The sequence below is a fragment of the Sulfitobacter alexandrii genome (assembly GCF_001886735.1).
Taxonomy (GTDB): Bacteria; Pseudomonadota; Alphaproteobacteria; order Rhodobacterales; family Rhodobacteraceae; genus Sulfitobacter; species Sulfitobacter alexandrii.
On the sequence record NZ_CP018076.1, the window covers coordinates 1,742,352 to 1,761,939 of the forward strand.

A 19,588-nucleotide genomic window follows, 5' to 3' on the forward strand; every position below is an offset into this window, starting at 1 on the left:
GTCAGGTCGCGTCCTCGCGCGGAGGGAAGGTCACGGTGACCGCGACGCCGCGTGTGTCGCCCGGCCGGGGCGACTGGAAATCGAACCCGCAGCCTGCCTGATTGCAAAGCTCCTGCACGATGGAAAGACCGAGCCCGAATCCGTCGGTGGTCGGCGCGCGGCGGCCAAAGCGGCGCTTGATGTCGCTCACATCCGTTTCGCTCAGCGGGGCGCAGTCGTTCGCGACCACGATCCGGCCCGGTGTGCCGGCATCCACGGTGACGGGGCCCTCACCGTGCTTGGCGGCGTTGTCGAAGAGGTTGTTCAGGATGATCCCAAGCGCGTCGGGGTCCAGCCGGCATGGCCAGGGCGCCGTGGTGCCGATCAGCACAGGCGCATCGGCCTGCGTGTGCGCGCCGCCCAGTTCCCGCATCAGCATGTCGATGACGGGTGCGATGTCCGTGACAGGCGCATTGAGGCCGATACCAGACTGCGCACGGGACAGTTGCAGCAGCCGCTCGACGAGCCGGACCAGACGTTTCAGGCCCGTTTCAATCTCCGCCACACGGGTGGCCGTTGCCGGATCCGAGGTGGTCGATTTCAGCCGCTGGGCCTGCGCCAGGGCAATGGCCAGCGGGGTGCGCAGTTCGTGTGCCGCATTGGTGGCAAAGGCGCGTTCGGCCTGAAGCGCTGTGTCGAGGCGGGCCATCAGCATGTCGAGCGTGGCCACCGCCGGTTCGATTTCGGCGAACGTGTGCCGTCGGTCAACCGGCGACAGGTCGTGTTCGTTCTTGGCGGCGATGTCGGCACTCAGCGCGGCGACGATGCCGGCGGAACGGCGTACGGCGATGAAGGTCGCCGCGGAGGACAGCACACCCAGCAGGACGAAGCCCAGAACGACCGCCGACATCACGTCCAGGATCGCCTCGTTCCGTTCGACAAGCGGTTCCGCAAGGACGACGCGAAGGCCCGGCACGCGGTCCGATTCCAACATCACCAGCCGATGGCCGTTGGCGGTGATGAACGTGCCGGGGTCCAGGCCGGGGACCTCGAAAGGCTCGGCAAGCTCCGACAGGCCAGTGACCGCGCCAGCGGCATCGAGAAACCAGAACCGGGTGCGTTCCGCCGGATCGAGGCTTGGATCCTCGAAGACCGTCGGCGCAGGACTGCCCGCGCTTTCCCGCAGTTGCAGCAGGAGGTGCGCCTTGTCGGTCAGGGACTGGTCCAGAAGTTCGTCGTACTCATCCTTGAACAGGGCGTAGACGATCGCGCAGCCCACCACCACGGCGGCGATGCCGGGCAGGGCGAGCGCCGTCAGCAGGCTGCGCAGCAGGCTGTGGCGGGGTGGAATCAGGGGCAAAGCGCGTACCCGAGGCCGCGGTGCGTCACGATCAGTTCCTTGCCCAGCTTGGCGCGCAGACGGCTGATGTGCGCCTCGAGCGCGTTGCTTTCGACTTCTTCGCCGAAGGCGTAGAGCGCGGCTTCGAGGCTTTCCCGCGGGACCACGGCCGACTTGCGCCGCACCAATGTTTCCAAAACCTGCCATTCCCGCGTGGTCAGGCGCACGGGCCGGTCGCCACGGGTGACGCTGTGATCCGCCAGGCTGATGGAAAGGTCACCGATGCGCATGACCTGCGCGAGGTTGTCCTCGCTGCGGCGGCAGACGGTGTGAATGCGCGCCTTGACCTCGTCGAGGTCGAAAGGCTTGATGACATAGTCGTCCGCGCCGAGGTTGAGGCCCCTGATGCGGTCTGACACCTTGTCACGGGCCGACAGGATCAGGACGGGTGTGCCGACCCGCCGTCCGCGAAGCGCGTTGAGAAACTCCAGCCCGTCGCCATCGGGCAGATGAAGGTCCAGCAGTATGACATCGAAAGGACTGGCGCGTTCCGCGCTTTCCGCGTCCGAAAGCGTGTCGAACCATTCGACCACGTGCAGGTCCGCCGCCAGATGCTCGACCAGCGGGCGGGCCAGCGCCGCCTCGTCTTCAATCAGCAGAATACGCATGCTCAAGCGGAGCCCTGATCTGTTTCTTCTGTGCCGCCCAGGAGAATGGCAGCGACCCGAGGTAGAGGCAATTGCCCGCGATCAACGTGGGCCAGGGATAGACGATCAGGCAGACTACGAGCACCACCGCCGCCACCATGAAGAAGGGAAGATGGCTGCGCCGTATCGTGGCATGTTTAATCGAGAACGTAGGCACCGTGCTGACCGCCAGCAGGCCGATGCAGATGATATAGCCTGACCTCAGAACCGGCAGGTCGGTGTTCTGCCAGCCGTAGAGCTCCATGAAGACCGGCATCAGCGCGAGGCAGGCCAGCGCCGGGGCGGGGATGCCGACAAAGAAGCTGTCCGTGGTCAGGCTGTCGGCGCTGCTGCGCATCGACAGGTTGAACCGCGCCAGCCGCAATGCGCAGCAGACCGCAAGCACCAGGATCGACAGCCAGCCAAGGCTGGCCAGCGGCGTCCCCAGATACAGGGTGTGATAGATCAGGACACCGGGAACGATCCCGAAGTTGAAGAAGTCCGCCAGTGTATCCAGTTCGGCGCCGAACGGGCTGGCGCTGTCGAGGAAACGCGCCAGCTTGCCGTCGGCCGCGTCAAGAAAGACGGCAAGCAGCACGAACATCAGACCTGTCTCGAGGTGGCCTTCGAGCGTCATGCGGATCGCGGTCAGGCCGGAGCAGATCGCGAAGACCGTCACGATGCTCGGCACCACGTGCCGCAGCTTGATGCGTTGGCGCTTCTCGGTCATTCGGAGATGCCGATGCGGGCAGGGCGGTCGGCACGGAGATTGGCGAGGATGGTCTCTCCGGCCACGGCCGTCTGGCCGACGGCCACCTGCGGTGCGATGCCTTGCGGCAGGTAGACATCCAGCCGGCTGCCAAAGCGGATCAGGCCAAAGCGGTGACCGGTCGAGATGCGATCGCCTTCCTTGACGAAACAGACGATCCGCCGCGCCACCAGCCCGGCGATCTGCACCACGCCAATGCGGGCACCCTCGGGAGTCTGGAGGGTCAGCGAGTTGCGTTCATTGTCCTCGCTCGCCTTGTCCAGCGAGGCGTTCAGGAACTTGCCGTGCCGATAGACGATGTTCGTCACTTCGCCGGCGACGGGGGCGCGATTCACGTGGCAGTTGAAGACGTTCATGAAGATCGACACGCGGGTGAGCGGCGCGTTCCCCAGCGCGAGGTCGGCATGCGGTATCACATCCTCGATCAGCGAAACCACACCGTCGGCGGGCGACACCACCAATCCGTCCTGCTGCGGAACGACCCTTACCGGGTCGCGGAAAAAGTAGTAGCACCAGACGGTTGCGCCCAGGCCAAGCCAGAACAGCGGTTCCCAGACAAGGCCAAGCGCGACGCTGATCGCGGCGAAGATCGCCACGAACTTGCGGCCTTCGCGGTGCATCGGCACCGCCACGATCTTGAGCATATTCATATCTTTGTTCTCTCTATCCAGCGAAGGAACGCAGCATCACCGCGCCCAGGAAGACGCCGTTGGCACAGAGCAGACACATCGTCGCCAGCGAGCCCAAATCCTTGGCGTCGCGTGCGAACGCCGCCCAGTCCGGGCTGAGGTGATCGACGATGCATTCGATCGCCGTGTTGAGCGCCTCGACGGCGACCAGACCGAAGAACAGGACCAGCAGGATGGCGTAGTCCGTCGCCTCGGCCCCGGCGAAGGCCAGAAGCCCGAATCCCAAAAGCAGAGCAAGCACGATATGTCGGAATGCGGTCTCTTGCCAGAGCCTGCGAAGCCCGCCCAGCGAATAGCCGGCCGCCGCGAAAACATGGGCGATCCCGGTCACGCGGGCCGGCTTGACTGGCGGGGAACTGGTGAAGGGGGGGCGGGTCATTTCTGGGCGACTTTCTGGTTGCTGCGGCAGGATGCGAAGATATCCAGCGCTGGATCGTGTACCTCGGTCGAGATGTCCAGCATCCCCAGGAGGGAATGGAACAGGTTGTCATGCGACAGTTGGTCGTCGGCCTTCTTCGCGAGGCAGGTCGCATCCAGCCCGAAGGTCGCCTTGAAACCCTCAGAAAGCCACAGGACCATCGGCACCGTGGTCTGAACGTCGGGCGCCATGAAATAGGGCGAACCGTGAAGGTAGAGGCCGGATTCTCCCAGCGATTCACCGTGGTCCGAGACGTAGACCAGGGCGGTATCGAGGGTCTTCTGCGCCGCAAGCAGGTCGATCATCGCGGCCAGAACGCTGTCGGTATAGGCGATGGTATTGTCGTAGGCGTTGACGATTTCCTCGCTGGTGCATTCCTTGAACTCGGCAGTTCGGCAGGCCGGAGCGAAGCGTTCGAATTCCGGTGGATACCTGAGGTAATAGGTCGGGCCATGGCTGCCGATCTGGTGCAGGACCAGCACGGTATCCTGCTTCAGGTCTTTGACGTAAGACCTTAATTCGTCTATTAAAATGCCATCCATGCATTCGCCTGCCGCGCAGAATTCCGGATTGTCGGCATGGGTGAGACTTCGGCTGTCGAGCCGCTTGGCGAGCCCCTTGTCCCCGGTGTTGTTGTCCCACCATTCCACATGCAGCCCCGCGTGGTCGAGCACGTCCAGCACGTTCTGGTGCGCGACACCGTTTTCGTAGGAATACCCCGAACGCGTGAACTTGGAGAACATGCAGGGCAGGGACACCGCCGTGGCCGTCCCGCAGGAGGCGACGTTGCTGAAGTTCATGACACGCCGTTCCGCAAGCATGGGGGTGGTATCCCGCTCATACCCGTTCAGGCCGAAATTCTGCGCACGGGCGGTCTCGCCCGCCACCACGATCGTCAGCATCGGCTTGCGGCGTCCCTCATATGACGCGCCGCGGTGGGCGTCCGCCTCGATCGGCTCCGCTTCCACGTGGGCGGTGGCGCTGACCATCCGCACGTAGCGGATCGCGCCCACCATCGGCGCGAAGGGCTGAAAGCTGCTCATCAGGTCCTTTCGTTCGCGGAACACGGCGGCATAGGACTTCAGGTCCGCCAGCAGGAACCCGGCGGTCAGCCCCAGCAGCAGAAACAGGCTGACGACAGGGAACAGCAGCGTCTTCAGGCGACGCTGGGGTTTGATGCGGACGAGCCAGACCACCACGGCGGGCAGAACGCCGGTCAGCAGGACCTGCGCCACGAAACTGAAGGTGACCAGATGTTTCGATTCGGTGACCGTGGTGACCATCACGTTCTGGATCATGTCCCGGTCGACGATCACGCCCAGCCTGTCCATGTAGTAGGAAGTGACCGACCCGAGTATCAGGACGAACGTCAGGAACGGCTTCACCGTGTAAGGGAAGGAAAAGACGCTCAGCACCGCAAGCGCGAGGCAGAATACCGCCGCGATGAACCCGGCGAAGGAAAGCGGATGCCCGGCAAAGATTTCCGAGCCGAGCCGCCAGAAGGTCGCGTTGTGAACGGCAAAGATGAACAGCGCGGTGAGCAGGCTCAGGGTCAGCGGTGTGAAGGCCGGGCGCTCCGGCCAGGTCATGAGGCGGTGTTTGGGGATCATTGGTCGGGGTCCGCATTGTGATGTCCTGCGGTCTTGACCAGTGCAACCTTACGCGAACCTTACGATCCTGACGGGGTGCGCACATATTCGCCCACATACCGGGCCGAAATGAAAAAAGCGCCCCATGGGGCGCCTTGCACATCGGATCAGATGTAGCGAGAGGGGGCGGTCAGCCGCCCCAGCTGCGGACCTGGCCGCAATCCATGTGCACGAAGTTGGAACCGGAATACCGGCCGACACCGCCACCGTGGCAGGCCATCGCGGCTTTCGCGACCTGGTTGACCGAACGCGACGCGAGCCGCAGGTCGGCGGCCTGACCGCGCAGGTGCAGCGAATTCTTGGCCACGCCGCTGGACCGGGCGCGCAGCATCGCGTTGGTTTGCGGGCTGCGGTAACCGGAAAGCAGCATGTAGGGTTCGTTGACCTCGAGCAGGTTGTGCGACGCGGCCATGATGTCGATCGTCCGAAGGTCGATGTTCTTGACCAGATCGTTGCGCCAGTCGCGCATGAAGTAGGTGACTTCCTGAACCGCGTCCTTGATGTACTGGCCTTCGATCCAGTAGATCATGTCGAGGCGTTCGCCGGTCCGGCCGGAATACATGCGGATCCGGCGGATATCGCCAGCGCCGCGAAGGAAGCCTGCTGCATTGGAATATGTGGGTGCTGATGCTACAGCGGTTGCTGCGAATGCGCCGAGCAGGGCGCGCCGGGTCATACCCGAAGAGCTGGTGCCTGTCATAATCTCTGTCCCGTCATCTCTGCCTGTGGCCATGATGTTACATGGGCCGTTCATCTCTTCCCCAGATGCAACATCGTTATTGCATAGCGGTTTTTCTTTACCAAGGGCTGAATCCAAAAGGTTCCGAACCGATGCAATTTTCGGCGAGATTTTGCGCATTTTTTGCCGTGGGGCCCATGACCCCATAAAAACAGGTGCTTTTTTCGCATCAGGTGTGCCGCGGTCGACGCAACTGTTGCAAATGTGAATGGACAGTCTACCTGCGGGGCCCGAAAACTTGGTCCTGCTACTGCTCGTATTTTCAAGGGGGAATTCATGACAGGCATTTTCACGGGCGGTCGACGTCTGGCACTCACGGCGATGGCGGCAATCGTCCTTGCGATCCTTGTTGCCGCTGTCCCGGCGCAGGCCCAGATCACGGCGTTCAAGCAGGCGGTCGCAGAGGCCGCGGCGGACGATGCGGACATCGCGGCCTTCTACCGGGACAATGGCTACCAGCCGATCTGGACGGCGCCCGATGATGCCAGTCGCGCGCGCCGCGCGGAACTGATGCGGGCCATCCGGATGGCGGGCTCTCACGGGTTGCCGGTGGCGCGCTACGATCCGACCGGTTTGCTGGCCCGGCTGCGTTCGGTGCGCTCCACGCGGGACCGTGGCCTTGCCGAAGTCGAGCTGAGCAAGGTTTTCCTGACCTATGCCCGCGACATCCAGACGGGCGTGCTGACCCCCAAGAGAATCGACAGCCGGATCGTGCGTGAAATCCCCTATCGCGACCGGGGTGCCTACCTGTCGGGAATCGCCACCTCGCAACCCGCCGCCTTCTTCCGCGCGCTGCCCCCGCGCAGCATGGAATACAACGCCCTGCTGAAAGAGAAGATGGCCATGGAACAGCTTCTGGCCAGCGGCGGCTGGGGGCCTCGTGTGCCCGACACCAAGCTGGAGCGCGGCGCGACCGGCCCGGCGGTGATCGCCCTGCGCAACCGGCTGATCGCCATGGACTACCTTGCCCGCACCAATGGCCGGACATTCGATCAGGCGATGCTCGACGCGGTCAAGCAGTTCCAGCTCGATCACGGGCTGAACGACGATGGAATCGTCGGGGGCGAGACGCTCAAGCAGATCAACGTGGACGTGGAGACGCGGTTGCAGTCCGTTCTCGTTGCGCTGGAGCGGGAGCGCTGGTTCAACACGGAACGCGGCAAGCGTCACATTCTGGTGAACCTGCCGGACTTCACCGCCAAGGTCATCGACGATGGCGTCGTGACCTTCGAGACCCGCGCGGTGGTGGGGGCCAATCGCGACGACCGTCCGACCCCGGAATTCTCGGACGAGATGGATCACATGGTCATCAATCCGAGCTGGTACGTGCCCCGCTCCATCGTCACGAACGAGTACCTTCCGGCCCTTCGGCGCAACCCGAACGCGGCCAGCCACATCATCATCACCGACAGCAGGGGCCGCAGGGTAAACCGCAACGCGGTCAACTTCTCGCGCTATTCGGCGCGGAACTTTCCCTATTCCATGCGCCAGCCGCCGAGCCGGTCGAACGCGCTGGGGCTGGTGAAGTTCATGTTCCCCAACAAGTACAACATCTACCTGCACGACACGCCTGCCAAGGACCTGTTCGCCCGCGACGTGCGTGCCTTCAGCCATGGCTGCGTCCGGCTGGCCGATCCGTTCGACTTTGCCTACACGCTGCTTTCGCGTCAGACGGACGATCCCGAGGGTGAATTCCAGCGTATCCTGCGCACCGGGAACGAGACCCGCGTGAACCTCGAACAGCCGGTACCGGTGCATATCATCTATCGCACCGCGGTGACCAACGCGCGCGGCCATACGGAGTACCGCGCCGACATCTATGGGCGGGACGCGAAAATCTGGAACGCGCTTGCCAACGCGGGGGTGGTCTTGGGCGGCGTTCAGGGGTAGTTCTGCCCCTGCAAATGCAGGGGACGACGCCATGGGCCACACGGTCAGGGAAATTGCCGACAGCATCGGTGCGCGGGCCGAAGGGGATCTGGATCTGGTCATCCGCAGGGCTTCGGAGCCGGCCAGCGCCGGCCCCGACGACCTCGCCATGGCCTCGACCCCCAAGTATGCAGGCATGCTGTCGCAGGGCCAGGCACGAGTGGCCATGCTGTGGCCCGGCGCCGACTGGCAAAGCCTCGGGCTGCGCGCGGCGATCCTGCCGGAACGGCCCCGCTTCGCGATGTCGGGGCTCACGCGGATGCTTGATCCGGGGCAGGGCTTCGCGGCGGGGATTCACCCATCCGCCGTGATCGACGACAGCGCCGAACTGGGCGAGGGTGTCAGCGTCGGCCCCCTTGCGGTGATCTCCGCCGGCGCCCGCATCGGCGCGAACTCTGTGATCGGACCGCAGTGTTTCATCGGCATGGATGCCGTCCTCGGGCCGGATTGTTTCCTGCGTGAAATGGTCAGCATCGGCGCGCGCGTGCAAATCGGGGCACGGTTCATCGCCCAGCCGGGGGCGCGGATCGGCGGGGACGGTTTCTCCTTCGTCACCCCCGAGGCGGGGGCCGTGGAACATGCCCGCAAGACGCTGGGCGACCAGGGCACCGCGCGGCCGCAATCCTGGGCCCGGATCCATTCGCTGGGGGCGGTCACCATCGGCGACGACGTGGAGATCGGGATGAACACGACCGTGGACAGCGGCACGATCCGCGACACGCGCATCGGCAACGGCACCAAGCTCGACTGCCAGATCCAGATCGGCCACAATGTAGTTGTCGGCAACGACACGCTGATTTGCGCGCAGGTCGGCATCGCCGGGTCATCCGTGATCGGCAACAATGTCGTGCTGGGCGGACAGTCCGGAATCAGCGACAACATCTTCGTCGGTGACCGCGTGATCCTCGGGGCAGGGACCAAGGCCCTTTCCAACGTGCCGGCGGGGCGGACGATGCTGGGCTATCCCGCCACGCAGATGGAAAACCAGCTGGAAATCTACAAGGCCCTGCGCCGGCTGCCCCGTCTGCTTCGCGAGGTCGCATCCCTGCGAAAGGTGGTTTCCAAATCGGACGGGGATGACTAAATCGTCCCCGAGTACCGAAGGGAAGGTCTGTCATGAACACCACGGATCAGGTCATCGCGATCATCGCCGAACAGGCCATGCTGGAGCCGGAGGACGTCACGCTGGACAGCACGCCCGAGGAACTGGGGATCGACAGTATGGGGCTGGTCGAAAGCATCTTTGCCATCGAGGAAGCCTTCGACATATCGATCCCCTTCAATGCGAATGAACCCGCGGCGTCGGATTTCGACATCTCCAGTGTCCGCACCATCGTCGCCGGGATCGAACGCCTGAGGGCCGAACAGGGCTGACATGGCATGAAGCGCGTCGTCATCACCGGGGCGGGAACCATCAACGCCCTTGGCCAGAATGTGCCACAGACGCTTGCCGCCATGCGTGAAGGCGTTTGCGGGATCGGGCCCTTGTCCTTTCGCGACGTGGAGCGGCTTCAGATCCAGATCGGTGGGCAAGTCCGCGATTTCCACGCCGAGGCGCGCTACAATCGCCAGCAGATTTCCCTTTACGACCGGTTCACGCTCTTCACGCTCGAAGCCGCACGCGAGGCGATCGAACAGTCCGGCCTCGTCTTCTCGGGAGAGCTGGCGGCGCGGACCGGTGTGGTGCTGGGCACGGCGGGCGGCGGGGTTTCGACGTGGGATGACAATTACCGTGCCGTCTACGAAGAGGGCAAGAACCGGGTACACCCCTTCGTCGTCCCGAAGCTGATGAACAATGCCGCGGCCAGCCATGTCAGCATGGAATGGAACCTCAAGGGGCCGTCCTTTACCGTCTCCACCGCCTGTGCGTCGTCGAACCACGCGATGGCGCAGGCTTTTGCCATGGTCCGCTCCGGGATGGCGCCCGCGATGGTCACCGGCGGTTCCGAAAGCATGCTGTGCTTCGGCGGGGTCAAGGCGTGGGAAGGGCTGCGGGTGATGAGCCGCGATGCCTGCCGTCCGTTTTCCGCCAATCGCAATGGCATGGTGCAGGGCGAAGGCGCGGGGATCTTTGTCTTCGAAGAGATGTCGCATGCCATGAAACGGGGCGCCGACATCCTTTGCGAAGTGGTGGGCTTTGCCATGACGTCTGACGCGAGCGATATCGTCATGCCCTCCAAGGCGGGGGCGGCCCGCGCCATCACCGGCGCGCTGGAAGACGCCCGCATCGACCGGGAAGAGGTCGGCTATATCAACGCGCACGGCACGGGGACGGCCGCCAACGACAAGACCGAATGTGCGGCTGTCGCGGATGCCTTCGGCCCGCATGCCGACAACCTCATGATCTCCTCGACCAAGTCGATGCATGGCCACCTGATCGGTGGCACCGGAGCGGTTGAGCTGCTGGCCTGCATCATGGCGCTGCGCGACGGTGTGATCGCGCCCACGATCGGCTACGAGGAACCCGACCCGGAATGTGCGCTGGACGTGGTTCCCAATACGGCGCGCGAGGCGAAGGTCAAGGTGGCGTTGTCCAACGCCTTCGCCTTCGGCGGCATGAACGCCGTGCTGGCCCTGCGCGCGGTCTGACGCGGAACCGCCGACACCGTACCGGACAACGAAAAAGGCCGCCCCGGGATCGGGACGGCCCTGTGTGTCGCGTGAGGAGCGGGCGATTATTGCTCGATCACGGATGCCTTGTCGTAGCTGGCGGTGAACCCGTCGAGCGACAGGCTCAGCTTGACCTGCTGGTCAGGCGCCAATGCCGGAACGATGGTGATGACAGCTTCCTTGCCGCGTTTGAACGCCGCGACGTCGTCTGCTGTCAGGCCAAGGCGCACGTAGCAGCCGACCGGGTTGCAGAACGCGTAAGGGTAGCGCCGTGCCTTGCCGCCGTCGACCGAGATCGTCAGCTGCTGCGGCAGCGCGGTTTCAAGGGGCACCACGATCGTCGCGCCAGCGGCGGCCTTGCCACCGTCGGGCAGACGGAACAGCGAGAATTCCGCCACCGGTGCGCCCTGGCCGTCATCCAGAAGCTGGTACATCTGGCAGGGTTCGTTGCCTTCCGCGTCCTGGATGCAGCGCATTTCCCAGGAGCCGATCACTTCCTTGGTGTAGGGCTTGCCGACTTCGGGCGTGCCGTCGGCATCCTCTCCGAGGCTGAGCTGATCCTCGATCGCGGCCGCGTTGCCCGTCTCTTCGGAGGTCGCATTTTCCTGCTCGGTCTGTGCGGGCTGCTCAGTTGTGGCTGGGGCGTCTGTCGTCTGCGCGAAAAGCGCCGCGGGGCTCGCACAGGCGAGGGCCACGGCGATGGGCAGTGCTGTCAGAAATCTACTCATGTCAAATCCACGTTGGTTGCGTTACCGCGCTCTACCATGATGGCTTGACGATGTCAGCGGGCAGGCACGGAAAAGTGCGAAATCACACGCGAATTCCCGCTGATCTCATCACCGATTGAAAGCCGTAAACGCAAAAAGAGGACGCTGGGCATCCTCTTTTCACATTGGTTCTCTCCCCGTCGGACTGGGCCGACTTTCTCACGCGACGTTACGAAAGCGCCGCGTGCCGGTCAACAGGAAAAACGGCGGATTTATGCCTTCCCGCAGAACGCGAAAAAAGCCGCACCCGAAGGTGCGGCCAGTCTGACAGGGAGGACGCCCGGACCCGAAAGGACGCCGGATCAGGGCAAGAACACTATGGCCCGCAGGCGTTAAGATTGTATGCTCGGGGACAAGGAATTTCAGTGGGGACACACGTGACACAGGACATCTTCATCGGCGGCGGAGGTGCGGATTATGCCGTTCCCCAGTACCTCAACCTCGCCTACGCGAACCGCCATGGCCTGATCGCGGGTGCCACCGGGACCGGCAAGACCGTCACCCTGCAGATCCTGGCCGAAAGCTTTTCCGCGCGCGGCGTGCCGGTGTTCCTGTCCGACGTCAAAGGCGACCTGAGCGGGCTGGCCCATTCGGGATCGGCGGACCACAAGCTGCACGACGCCTTCACCAGCCGGGCCGAGAAGATCGGCTTTGCCGACTATGCCTACAGCGCGTTTCCGGTGACCTTCTGGGACCTTTACGGAGAGCAGGGCCATCCCGTCCGCACGACGGTGTCCGAAATGGGGCCGCTGCTGCTGTCTCGGCTGCTCGACCTGAGCGAGGCACAGGAGGGGATCCTGAACATCGCCTTTCGCGTCGCGGACGAGGACGGTCTGCCCCTGCTGGATCTCAAGGACTTGCAGGCGCTGCTGGTCTGGATCGGTGAAAACGCGGGCGATCTTGCCCTGCGCTACGGGAACGTCTCGGCCGCGTCGGTGGGCACGATCCAGCGCCGCCTGCTGGTGCTGGAAAACCAGGGCGCGGCGGAGCTTTTCGGCGAACCGGCCCTCGCGCTGGAGGATATGATGCGGTGCGATGCCGACGGGCGGGGCATGATCAACATCCTCGCGTCCGACAAGTTGATGGGCGCGCCGAAACTCTACGCCACCTTCCTGCTGTGGTTGCTGTCCGAACTGTTCGAGGAACTCCCCGAGGTCGGCAATCCGGACAAGCCCAAGCTCGTCTTCTTCTTCGACGAGGCGCATCTCCTGTTCGAGGACGCGCCCAAGGCGCTGGTCGACAAGGTCGAGCAGGTGGCGCGGCTGATCCGGTCCAAGGGGGTCGGCGTGTTCTTCGTCACCCAGAACCCCGGCGATGTGCCGGACGATGTCCTGGGCCAGCTGGGCAACCGGGTGCAGCATGCGCTGCGGGCCTTCACCGCCAACGACCAGCGCGAACTGCGCAAGGCTGCCGATACCTACCGCCCGAACCCGGCTTTCGACACCGCCGAGGCGATACGCGACGTCGGCACGGGGGAAGCCGTGACCTCCATGCTGGAGCGGAAGGGAAATCCGGGCATCGTGGAGCGGACGCTGATCCGTCCCCCATCGTCGCAACTGGGTCCGATCGACGCGGCGGCGCGCGCGGCGCTGATGGAGGCCTCGCCCATGTCGGGCAAGTACGACACGCGGCTCGACCGTGAAAGCGCCTTCGAGATCCTGCGCGCACGGGCGGAAAAGGCCGCCGCCGAGGCGGCGGAGGCGGAGGCAGGCGCGGCGGCGGAACAGCCTTCGGGGGACGCCGATACGCCCTCGTTGCGCGAATTCAACAAGGCGCGGCGCTATGCAGGCAAGGGTGTGACCCGGTCCACCTCCCGCGAGGAAGACAAGAGCTGGTCGCGCGAGATCGGGGGCGCCGTCGGCAGCGTCTTCATCAAGGAACTGAAGGGCACGACAGGTCGCCGCATCGTGCGCGGCATCCTTGGCGGCCTTTTCAAGGGGCGCTGACGGGGCCGCGGCGCAGGCCGTTCGGGCCAGCAAGCCCCGAGGCACCCGCGCCTTCCCGAAGGGGCGCGGGCGCGTCATCCGCGGGCCTATCTTTCGGGGATCAGCCCGCGCGGGCTGAACCGCAGCACCAGCAGCAGCACCAGCCCCATTGTCAGAAGCCGCATGTGCGAGGCCGACTCCAGCAGGTGCGCCCGCAGGGGTGAATTCAGGTCCATGCCCGACGTGATGAGGTCCATCAGCCAGAAGCCCATCGGCTCGACCTGCACCCAGAGGAACCAGATGAGGAATCCGCCAAGCACGGCGCCGAAATTGTTGCCCGACCCGCCGACGATCACCATGACCCAGACGAGGAAGGTAAAGCGCAGCGGTTGGTAGGTGCCGGGGGTCAGCTGGCTGTCCATCGTGGTCATCATCGCGCCGGCGATGCCGCAGATGGCCGAGCCGAGTATGAACACCTGAAGATGCCGCGCGGTCACGTCCTTGCCCATGGCCTCGGCCGCGACCTCGTTGTCGCGGATGGCACGCAGCATCCGGCCCCAGGGCGAATGAAGCGCGCGCTGCGACATCCAGAGCAGGATCAGCAGAACGGCGGCGAAAAGCGCGATGTAGAGCACCTTCACCCAGAGGGTCGAGGCCTCGACCGGATCGAACCCAAAACTTGCCGCACGCTCCACGAAGCCGGGGTCGTTCTGAAGGTCGATCTCGTAGGGGACGGGGCGGGGCACGCCGATCACGTTCTTCACGCCGCGGGTCAGCCAATCCTCGTTCTTGAGGATCGCGATGATGATTTCGGCGATGCCGAGCGTCGCGATGGCAAGGTAGTCCGACCGCAGGCCGAGGGCGGTCTTGCCGATGATCCAGGCCGCGCCCGCGGCAAAGAGCCCCCCAACAGGCCAGGCCAGCAGCACCGGCAGACCCAGCCCGCCAAGATAGCCTGTCTGCGCCGGATTGATCGCTTCGATCCGTTCGACTGCCGGATCCAGAAGGGCGCGGTACAGGAAGAAGCCACCGATCAGGATGGCGATGACCACGAGCGTGCGCAGCCACCCGGCGGCCATCCGCCGCATCACGAGGATCACGGCGAGGATCGTCAGGGCGCCGAGAACCAGCGCGCTCACCACGCCCCAGCCGCCCGCGGCAAAGGCGCCTTCGGTGGGGGGCATGCCGACCAGCACCGCCGCAAGACCGCCCAGCGCCACGAAGCCCATGATGCCCACGTTGAAGAGGCCCGCGAAACCCCATTGCAGGTTCACCCCCAGCGCCATGATGGACGATATCAGCCCCATGGAGATGATCAGCAGGGCGGAGTTCCAGCTTTGCGCAAAGCCGACATAGACGATCAGCGCGCCGATGATGCCGAAAAGAAGCGTGTTTCTCAGTGTCGCGTTCATACCGACTGCCCCTTGAATAGTCCCGTTGGTTTGAACAGCAGCACGATCAGCAGGATCACGAAGCTGACTGCGAACTTGTAGTCCGTGCTCAGAAGCTGGACGAGGCCCGATGGCTCAAGCCCCTCGGGCATCATGTAACCCAGCACCTTCTTCCAGGCGTAGGTGATGGTCACTTCCGAGAAGGCGATGACGAAACCGCCCGCGATGGCGCCCAGCGGATTGCCCAGCCCGCCGACGATGGCGCTGGCGAAGATCGGCAGAAGAAGCTGGAAATAGGTAAAGGGCTTGAAGGACTTGTCTAGGCCGTAGAGCACCCCGGCGGTCGTCGCGAGCGCGGCAACGATCATCCATGTGATCATCACCACCCGTTCGGGGTTGATGCCCGACAGAAGTGCCAGATCCTCGTTGTCCGAATAGGCGCGCATGGACTTGCCCGCGCGGGTCCGGTTCAGGAACCAGAAGAGCAGGGCCACGACGATGATCGCGGTCACGATGGTGATCCCCTGCGTGGTCTTGAAGGACAGCCCTTCCTCGAGGCCGGTCATTTCCTTGAAGTCGCGGGCGGAGATGATGAAGCGTTCCCCGTCGAGGAAATTCTGGTCGTCCGCCCCGATGATGAACCGGGTGATCCCGTTGTAGATGAAGGTCACGCCGAGCGAGACGATCACGAGGATCACCGGCTTCGCCTTCTTCTCGCGGTAGAAGCGATAGACCACGCGATCGGTGCCCAGAAGCAGAAGGATGGTCAGGCCGATGGCGAAGGGCAGGGCGAGAAGGGCCGTGGGCAGTGGCCCGAGCGAGATGCCCCAGCCCTGGAAAAGCCAGGTCAGCAGCACCGCCGACATCGCCCCCAAGGCCATCGTGTCGCCATGGGCGAAGTTGGAGAACCGCAGGATACCGTAGACGAGCGTCACGCCCAGCGCGCCAAGCGCAAGCTGGCTGCCGTAGGCGATGCCCGGCACAAGCACGTAATTGGCGAGTGCGATGAATGCGTTGAGAAAATCCATGGTCTCAGCCCCCGAGGAAGGATTTGCGGACTTCCGGATCGGCCAGAAGTTCCTTGCCGGTGCCTGTGTAGGCATTCGCGCCCTGAACAAGGACATAGCCCTTGTCAGCGATCTCGAGCGCTTGGCGGGCGTTCTGTTCGACCATCAGGATCGGGATGCCGGTGCGGGCCACTTCGATGATCCGGTCAAAGAGTTCGTCCATCACGATCGGGCTGACACCCGCGGTGGGTTCGTCGAGCATCAGGACCTTGGGCTGTGTCATCAGCGCGCGCCCGACCGCGACCTGCTGGCGCTGGCCGCCCGACAGTTCGCCCGCCGCCTGGCGGCGCTTTTCCTTGAGGATCGGGAACAGGTCATAGACCTGCGCCATCGTATCGCGGAAATCATCCGTGCGGATGAACGCGCCCATCTCGAGGTTTTCCTCGACGGTCATGGAGGTGAAGATGTTCGACGTCTGCGGCACGAAGCCCATGCCCTTGGCCACCCTTGCCTGCGGCGACAGGTCGGTGATGTCCTCTCCGTCCAGCCGGACATGACCCTTGCGCATGTCCAGCATGCCGAAAACGGCTTTCATGCCGGTGGACTTGCCCGCACCATTGGGGCCGACGATCACGGCGATCTCGCCGCGATCCACGGCGATGGTGCAGTCGTGCAGGATGTCGGGGCCATTGCCGTAGCCCGCGGTCATGCCGTCCCCGATCAGGAACGGTCCCCCCGGCGCGGGGCGGGACGTGCCCTTGTGTTTCGGGATCTGGCTGCCTTGCCCCTTGGGGTTGGCAATCGACACATCCTTGTTGCCGCGGTCTCCGTAAGGATCGCTCATATCTGTCTCATTCCTTGCTGGCCGTTTCCGGCGGCTCGTAGTCCTCGGCGCAGGACACCGGATCGGCGCAGTCGTCGCGCAGCAGCGAGGCGACCTCCCGCGATGCCAGGTCCAGATCCTCCACGGGGGTTTCGTTCGGGGCCTGCAGCCACAGCATGATGCGCGCGTCCGAGACCTGCGCGAGCATCACCGCCTGCAGGTAGGGCTCTCCCTCCCACAGGTCGCGCTGGATGTGGCGAACGACGGTGGCATGCGGCAGGTTCATCCTGTCCGACTGCAAAAGGTTCGCCGGTGCTTCGGCCTCGGCCGCGGCCCAGGCGTTATAGGTGGCGAAAAGCTCCTCGAGGGTGGAGACGCCGTCCGTGATCTCGTGTCCCGGCCACTCCTGTGTGAAGTCGAGCACGTAATCATCCAGCAGCAGCGTCGCCCCGTCGCCGTATTGATCCCATGTCGCGGTTTCCCAAGGGGTGCCGCGGTCGCACATCCACACATCCTGGCTGAGCTGGGCGCAGGCAACCGCGGCCTGGGGCAGGCCCAGCAGCGCCATGCCCACGGCACCTGCGACGGCAAGCCGCGTCATGCGCCCACCTTGTCCTTGTTCTTGAGCCCCGTGCCCAAGTAGGCCTCGATCACCTGTTCGTTGGCCTTGATCTCGTCCAGCGTCCCTGTCGCCAGCACGCGGCCTTCGGCCATGCAAATCACCGGATCGCAGAGGCGCCCGATGAAATCCATGTCATGCTCGATCACGACGAAGGTGTAGTTGCGTTCCTTGTTCAGTCGCAGGATCGCATCGCCGATGGTGTTGAGCAGGGTGCGGTTCACCCCTGCGCCCACTTCGTCCAGAAACACGATCTTGGCATCCACCATCATGGTCCGGCCCAGTTCCAGCAGCTTTTTCTGGCCGCCCGAAATCTGCCCCGCCTTCTGGTCGGCAAGATGTTCGATCGTCAGGAACTCCAGCACCTCGTCCGCCTTGGCCCGCAGCGCGCGTTCCTCGTTGGCGATGCGGCGGGTGCCGAACCACGTGTTCCACAGGCTTTCGCCACTCTGACCGCCGGGCACCATCATCAGGTTCTCGCGGCAGGTCATCGAGTGGAACTCGTGCGCGATCTGGAAGGTGCGCAGCAGCCCCTTGTGGAACAGCGTGTGCGGCGGCAGGCCGGTGATATTCTCGCCGTCCATGTGGACCTTGCCGGACGTCGGTTTAAGAACGCCGGCGATCACGTTGAAAAGAGTTGTTTTTCCCGCCCCATTCGGCCCGATCAGCCCGGTGATCGACCCCGCGTCGATGGTCAGGCTTGCGCCATCAACGGCGTGAAAACCACCGAAGTGCTTGTGAATGTCGTCAACGACGATCATGTATCCATCCCCATGTCCGCGCCCCGTTTCAGGCGCGTGTGCGACCCGGTTTGCGGGCGCTTGATTGTTGGACACAGCCCGGCACGGGGCCGGGCTGCGCCTGTTATAACGGAAGGCTGGTAGCCTTACTTGAAACCGATGGTTTCGTTCTTGCCGTCGCGGATTTCGATCATCCTGTAGGTACCGGCGGATTCGCCCGGTCCGATCAGCTCGACCGAGGATGCGCCGACATAGTCGATGTCCTCGCCGTTCTTGATCAGTTCCAGCGCCTTGGCCAGTTCACCGGGATAGATCTCGGTGCCGGGAGCGTTGGCCACTTCGAGGATCTTGTCCTTGTACTCGGCCGGGTCCATGGAGCCCGCCGCCTGCATTGCCAGCAGGAACAGCGCTGCCGCGTCATAGGATTCGGGGGTGTAGGGCGATGTGCCGTCGAACCCGCCTTCGTCGGCCATCTTGGTGAAGGTCTCGATGCCCGGACCTTCGGAACCCGCGATCTGGCCGTAGGACCCGTTCAGATCGGGGCCGATGTTCTTGGGCAGGTTTTCACCGATCATTCCGCCGGGAAGACCGAAGGTGTCCCACGCGCCCGCGTCGAGCGCGGATTTGATGATGCCGGCACCACCCTGATCGAGGTAGCCCGCGACCACCAGCAGATCACCGCCGGCAGATGCCAGAGCGCCCACTTCGGCGGAGTAGTCGGCCTTGCCGTCTTCGTGCGCCGCGACGATGGTCACCTCGCCACCGATGGCCTTGAAGGAAGACTCGATCGCGTCGGCCAGACCCTTGCCGTAGTCGTTGTTGGTGTAGGTCAGGGCGATGGATTCAACGCCGCGCTCCTGCAGGATTTCTGCCATCACTTCGCCTTCGCGCGCGTCGGAGGGCGACGTGCGGAAGAACAGGCCGTTGTCTTCCATGGTGGTCAGGCCGGGCGACGTCGCGGAGGGCGAGATCATGACCATGCCGTTCGGAATCGCCACGTTCTGCAACACGGCACCGGTCACGCCGGAACAGTCGGCGCCGATCAGGCCGTTGATGCCTTCTGCGATGAGGCGTTCCGCACCCGACACGGCCAGACCGTTGTCGATGCAGCCCGAGTCCGCGCGCGCGCTGGTCACGGTTGCGCCGTCCAGCAGCAGGCCACTGTCGCTGACTTCCTTCATCGCCATTTCCGCGCCGGCGGACATGGGTCCGGTCAGCGATTCAATCGGTCCGGTGAAGCCGAATACAATGCCGAGTTTGACTTCCTTGGCATGCGCGTCGGCCAGGGCCGAAGTCGCTACGAGCGCCGCGGCAGTTGACGCCAGAAGCATCTTTTTCATGAGTTTTCTCCCTATTGGAACATGATGTTCGCCGGGAAACCTAGGCAATGGTTTGCAAAAAGAAAAGGAGTTTTTCCCGTTCCCCAAGGTCGGGCTCAAGCGGAGTTGAACCGCTGCGGATGGAAAATTTCCGGTGAAAAGTTACATTTCTCGAAATTACCCACAACAG

The 19,588-nt window shown here is 64.0% G+C and carries 19 protein-coding genes; 5 read left to right on the plus strand and 14 right to left on the minus strand.

Going from position 1 to position 19,588, the window contains the following annotated elements; all coding sequences use genetic code 11:
- Position 1 precedes the first annotated feature (1 nt).
- The 7 genes from BOO69_RS08490 to mepK form a co-directional block, all read right to left on the minus strand.
- Positions 2–1,339 (minus strand): sensor histidine kinase, encoded by a 1,338-nt coding sequence (locus BOO69_RS08490; protein ID WP_237267591.1) that lies wholly within the window; start codon positions 1,337–1,339, stop codon positions 2–4.
- Positions 1,330–1,986 carry a response regulator transcription factor gene (locus BOO69_RS08495; RefSeq protein WP_071971776.1) on the minus strand — a complete coding sequence of 219 codons (657 nt, stop codon included), beginning with the start codon at positions 1,984–1,986 and terminating at the stop codon, positions 1,330–1,332. Before BOO69_RS08495 ends, BOO69_RS08490 begins: the two co-directional genes overlap by 10 nt.
- Positions 1,967–2,734, minus strand: coding sequence for a CDP-alcohol phosphatidyltransferase family protein (locus BOO69_RS08500; protein ID WP_071971777.1), 768 nt, complete (start codon positions 2,732–2,734; stop codon positions 1,967–1,969). Before BOO69_RS08500 ends, BOO69_RS08495 begins: the two co-directional genes overlap by 20 nt.
- A complete protein-coding gene (locus tag BOO69_RS08505; RefSeq protein ID WP_071971778.1) occupies positions 2,731–3,423 on the minus strand; it encodes a phosphatidylserine decarboxylase in 693 nt (230 codons plus the stop codon). Before BOO69_RS08505 ends, BOO69_RS08500 begins: the two co-directional genes overlap by 4 nt.
- A 13-nt stretch (positions 3,424–3,436) precedes the next feature.
- Entirely contained in the window at positions 3,437–3,841 is a 405-nt protein-coding gene (locus tag BOO69_RS08510) for a diacylglycerol kinase (RefSeq protein ID WP_071971779.1), read from the minus strand.
- On the minus strand, positions 3,838–5,490 hold the full coding sequence (locus tag BOO69_RS08515; protein ID WP_237267592.1) for a phosphoethanolamine transferase: 1,653 nt from the start codon (positions 5,488–5,490) through the stop codon (positions 3,838–3,840). The genes BOO69_RS08510 and BOO69_RS08515 overlap by 4 nt, the downstream gene beginning before the upstream one ends.
- A gap of 169 nt (positions 5,491–5,659) precedes the next feature.
- Entirely contained in the window at positions 5,660–6,229 is a 570-nt protein-coding gene (gene mepK, locus BOO69_RS08520) for a peptidoglycan L,D-endopeptidase MepK (protein WP_071971780.1), read from the minus strand.
- Positions 6,230–6,544: 315 nt separating this feature from the next.
- Between mepK and BOO69_RS08525 the strand changes: the two genes are divergently transcribed.
- From BOO69_RS08525 to BOO69_RS08540, 4 genes are read left to right on the plus strand one after another with little or no spacing between them, the layout of a single operon-like run.
- On the plus strand, positions 6,545–8,158 hold the full coding sequence (locus BOO69_RS08525; protein WP_071971781.1) for a L,D-transpeptidase family protein: 1,614 nt from the start codon (positions 6,545–6,547) through the stop codon (positions 8,156–8,158).
- 31 nt (positions 8,159–8,189) lie between these two features.
- Positions 8,190–9,281 (plus strand): UDP-3-O-(3-hydroxymyristoyl)glucosamine N-acyltransferase, encoded by a 1,092-nt coding sequence (lpxD, locus tag BOO69_RS08530; protein ID WP_071971782.1) that lies wholly within the window; start codon positions 8,190–8,192, stop codon positions 9,279–9,281.
- Positions 9,282–9,313: 32 nt separating this feature from the next.
- Positions 9,314–9,571, plus strand: a complete 258-nt coding sequence (locus tag BOO69_RS08535; RefSeq protein ID WP_071971783.1) for an acyl carrier protein — start codon at positions 9,314–9,316, stop codon at positions 9,569–9,571.
- Between the two features lie 6 nt (positions 9,572–9,577).
- Positions 9,578–10,786 (plus strand): beta-ketoacyl-[acyl-carrier-protein] synthase family protein, encoded by a 1,209-nt coding sequence (locus BOO69_RS08540; protein ID WP_071971784.1) that lies wholly within the window; start codon positions 9,578–9,580, stop codon positions 10,784–10,786.
- A gap of 86 nt (positions 10,787–10,872) precedes the next feature.
- On the opposite strand, the gene BOO69_RS08545 is transcribed toward BOO69_RS08540, so the two are convergent.
- Positions 10,873–11,535 carry an invasion associated locus B family protein gene (locus BOO69_RS08545; RefSeq protein ID WP_071971785.1) on the minus strand — a complete coding sequence of 221 codons (663 nt, stop codon included), beginning with the start codon at positions 11,533–11,535 and terminating at the stop codon, positions 10,873–10,875.
- Positions 11,536–11,951: 416 nt separating this feature from the next.
- Here BOO69_RS08545 and BOO69_RS08550 point away from each other — a divergent pair, with 416 nt between their 5' ends.
- Complete coding sequence (locus BOO69_RS08550; protein WP_071971786.1) at positions 11,952–13,520, plus strand: helicase HerA-like domain-containing protein; 1,569 nt, start codon at positions 11,952–11,954, stop codon at positions 13,518–13,520.
- 86 nt (positions 13,521–13,606) lie between these two features.
- On the opposite strand, the gene BOO69_RS08555 is transcribed toward BOO69_RS08550, so the two are convergent.
- From BOO69_RS08555 to BOO69_RS08580, 6 genes are all read right to left on the minus strand, one after another.
- On the minus strand, positions 13,607–14,911 hold the full coding sequence (locus tag BOO69_RS08555) for an ABC transporter permease subunit (RefSeq protein WP_071971787.1): 1,305 nt from the start codon (positions 14,909–14,911) through the stop codon (positions 13,607–13,609).
- Positions 14,908–15,918, minus strand: coding sequence for a branched-chain amino acid ABC transporter permease (locus BOO69_RS08560; protein WP_071971788.1), 1,011 nt, complete (start codon positions 15,916–15,918; stop codon positions 14,908–14,910). The genes BOO69_RS08555 and BOO69_RS08560 overlap by 4 nt, the downstream gene beginning before the upstream one ends.
- A 4-nt stretch (positions 15,919–15,922) precedes the next feature.
- On the minus strand, positions 15,923–16,741 hold the full coding sequence (locus tag BOO69_RS08565) for an ABC transporter ATP-binding protein (protein ID WP_083545477.1): 819 nt from the start codon (positions 16,739–16,741) through the stop codon (positions 15,923–15,925).
- Positions 16,742–16,748: 7 nt separating this feature from the next.
- A complete protein-coding gene (locus tag BOO69_RS08570) occupies positions 16,749–17,321 on the minus strand; it encodes a hypothetical protein (protein ID WP_071971789.1) in 573 nt (190 codons plus the stop codon).
- Positions 17,318–18,100, minus strand: a complete 783-nt coding sequence (locus tag BOO69_RS08575) for an ABC transporter ATP-binding protein (protein WP_071971790.1) — start codon at positions 18,098–18,100, stop codon at positions 17,318–17,320. Before BOO69_RS08575 ends, BOO69_RS08570 begins: the two co-directional genes overlap by 4 nt.
- A 125-nt stretch (positions 18,101–18,225) precedes the next feature.
- A complete protein-coding gene (locus BOO69_RS08580; protein ID WP_071971791.1) occupies positions 18,226–19,419 on the minus strand; it encodes an ABC transporter substrate-binding protein in 1,194 nt (397 codons plus the stop codon).
- Positions 19,420–19,588: the final 169 nt, after the last annotated feature.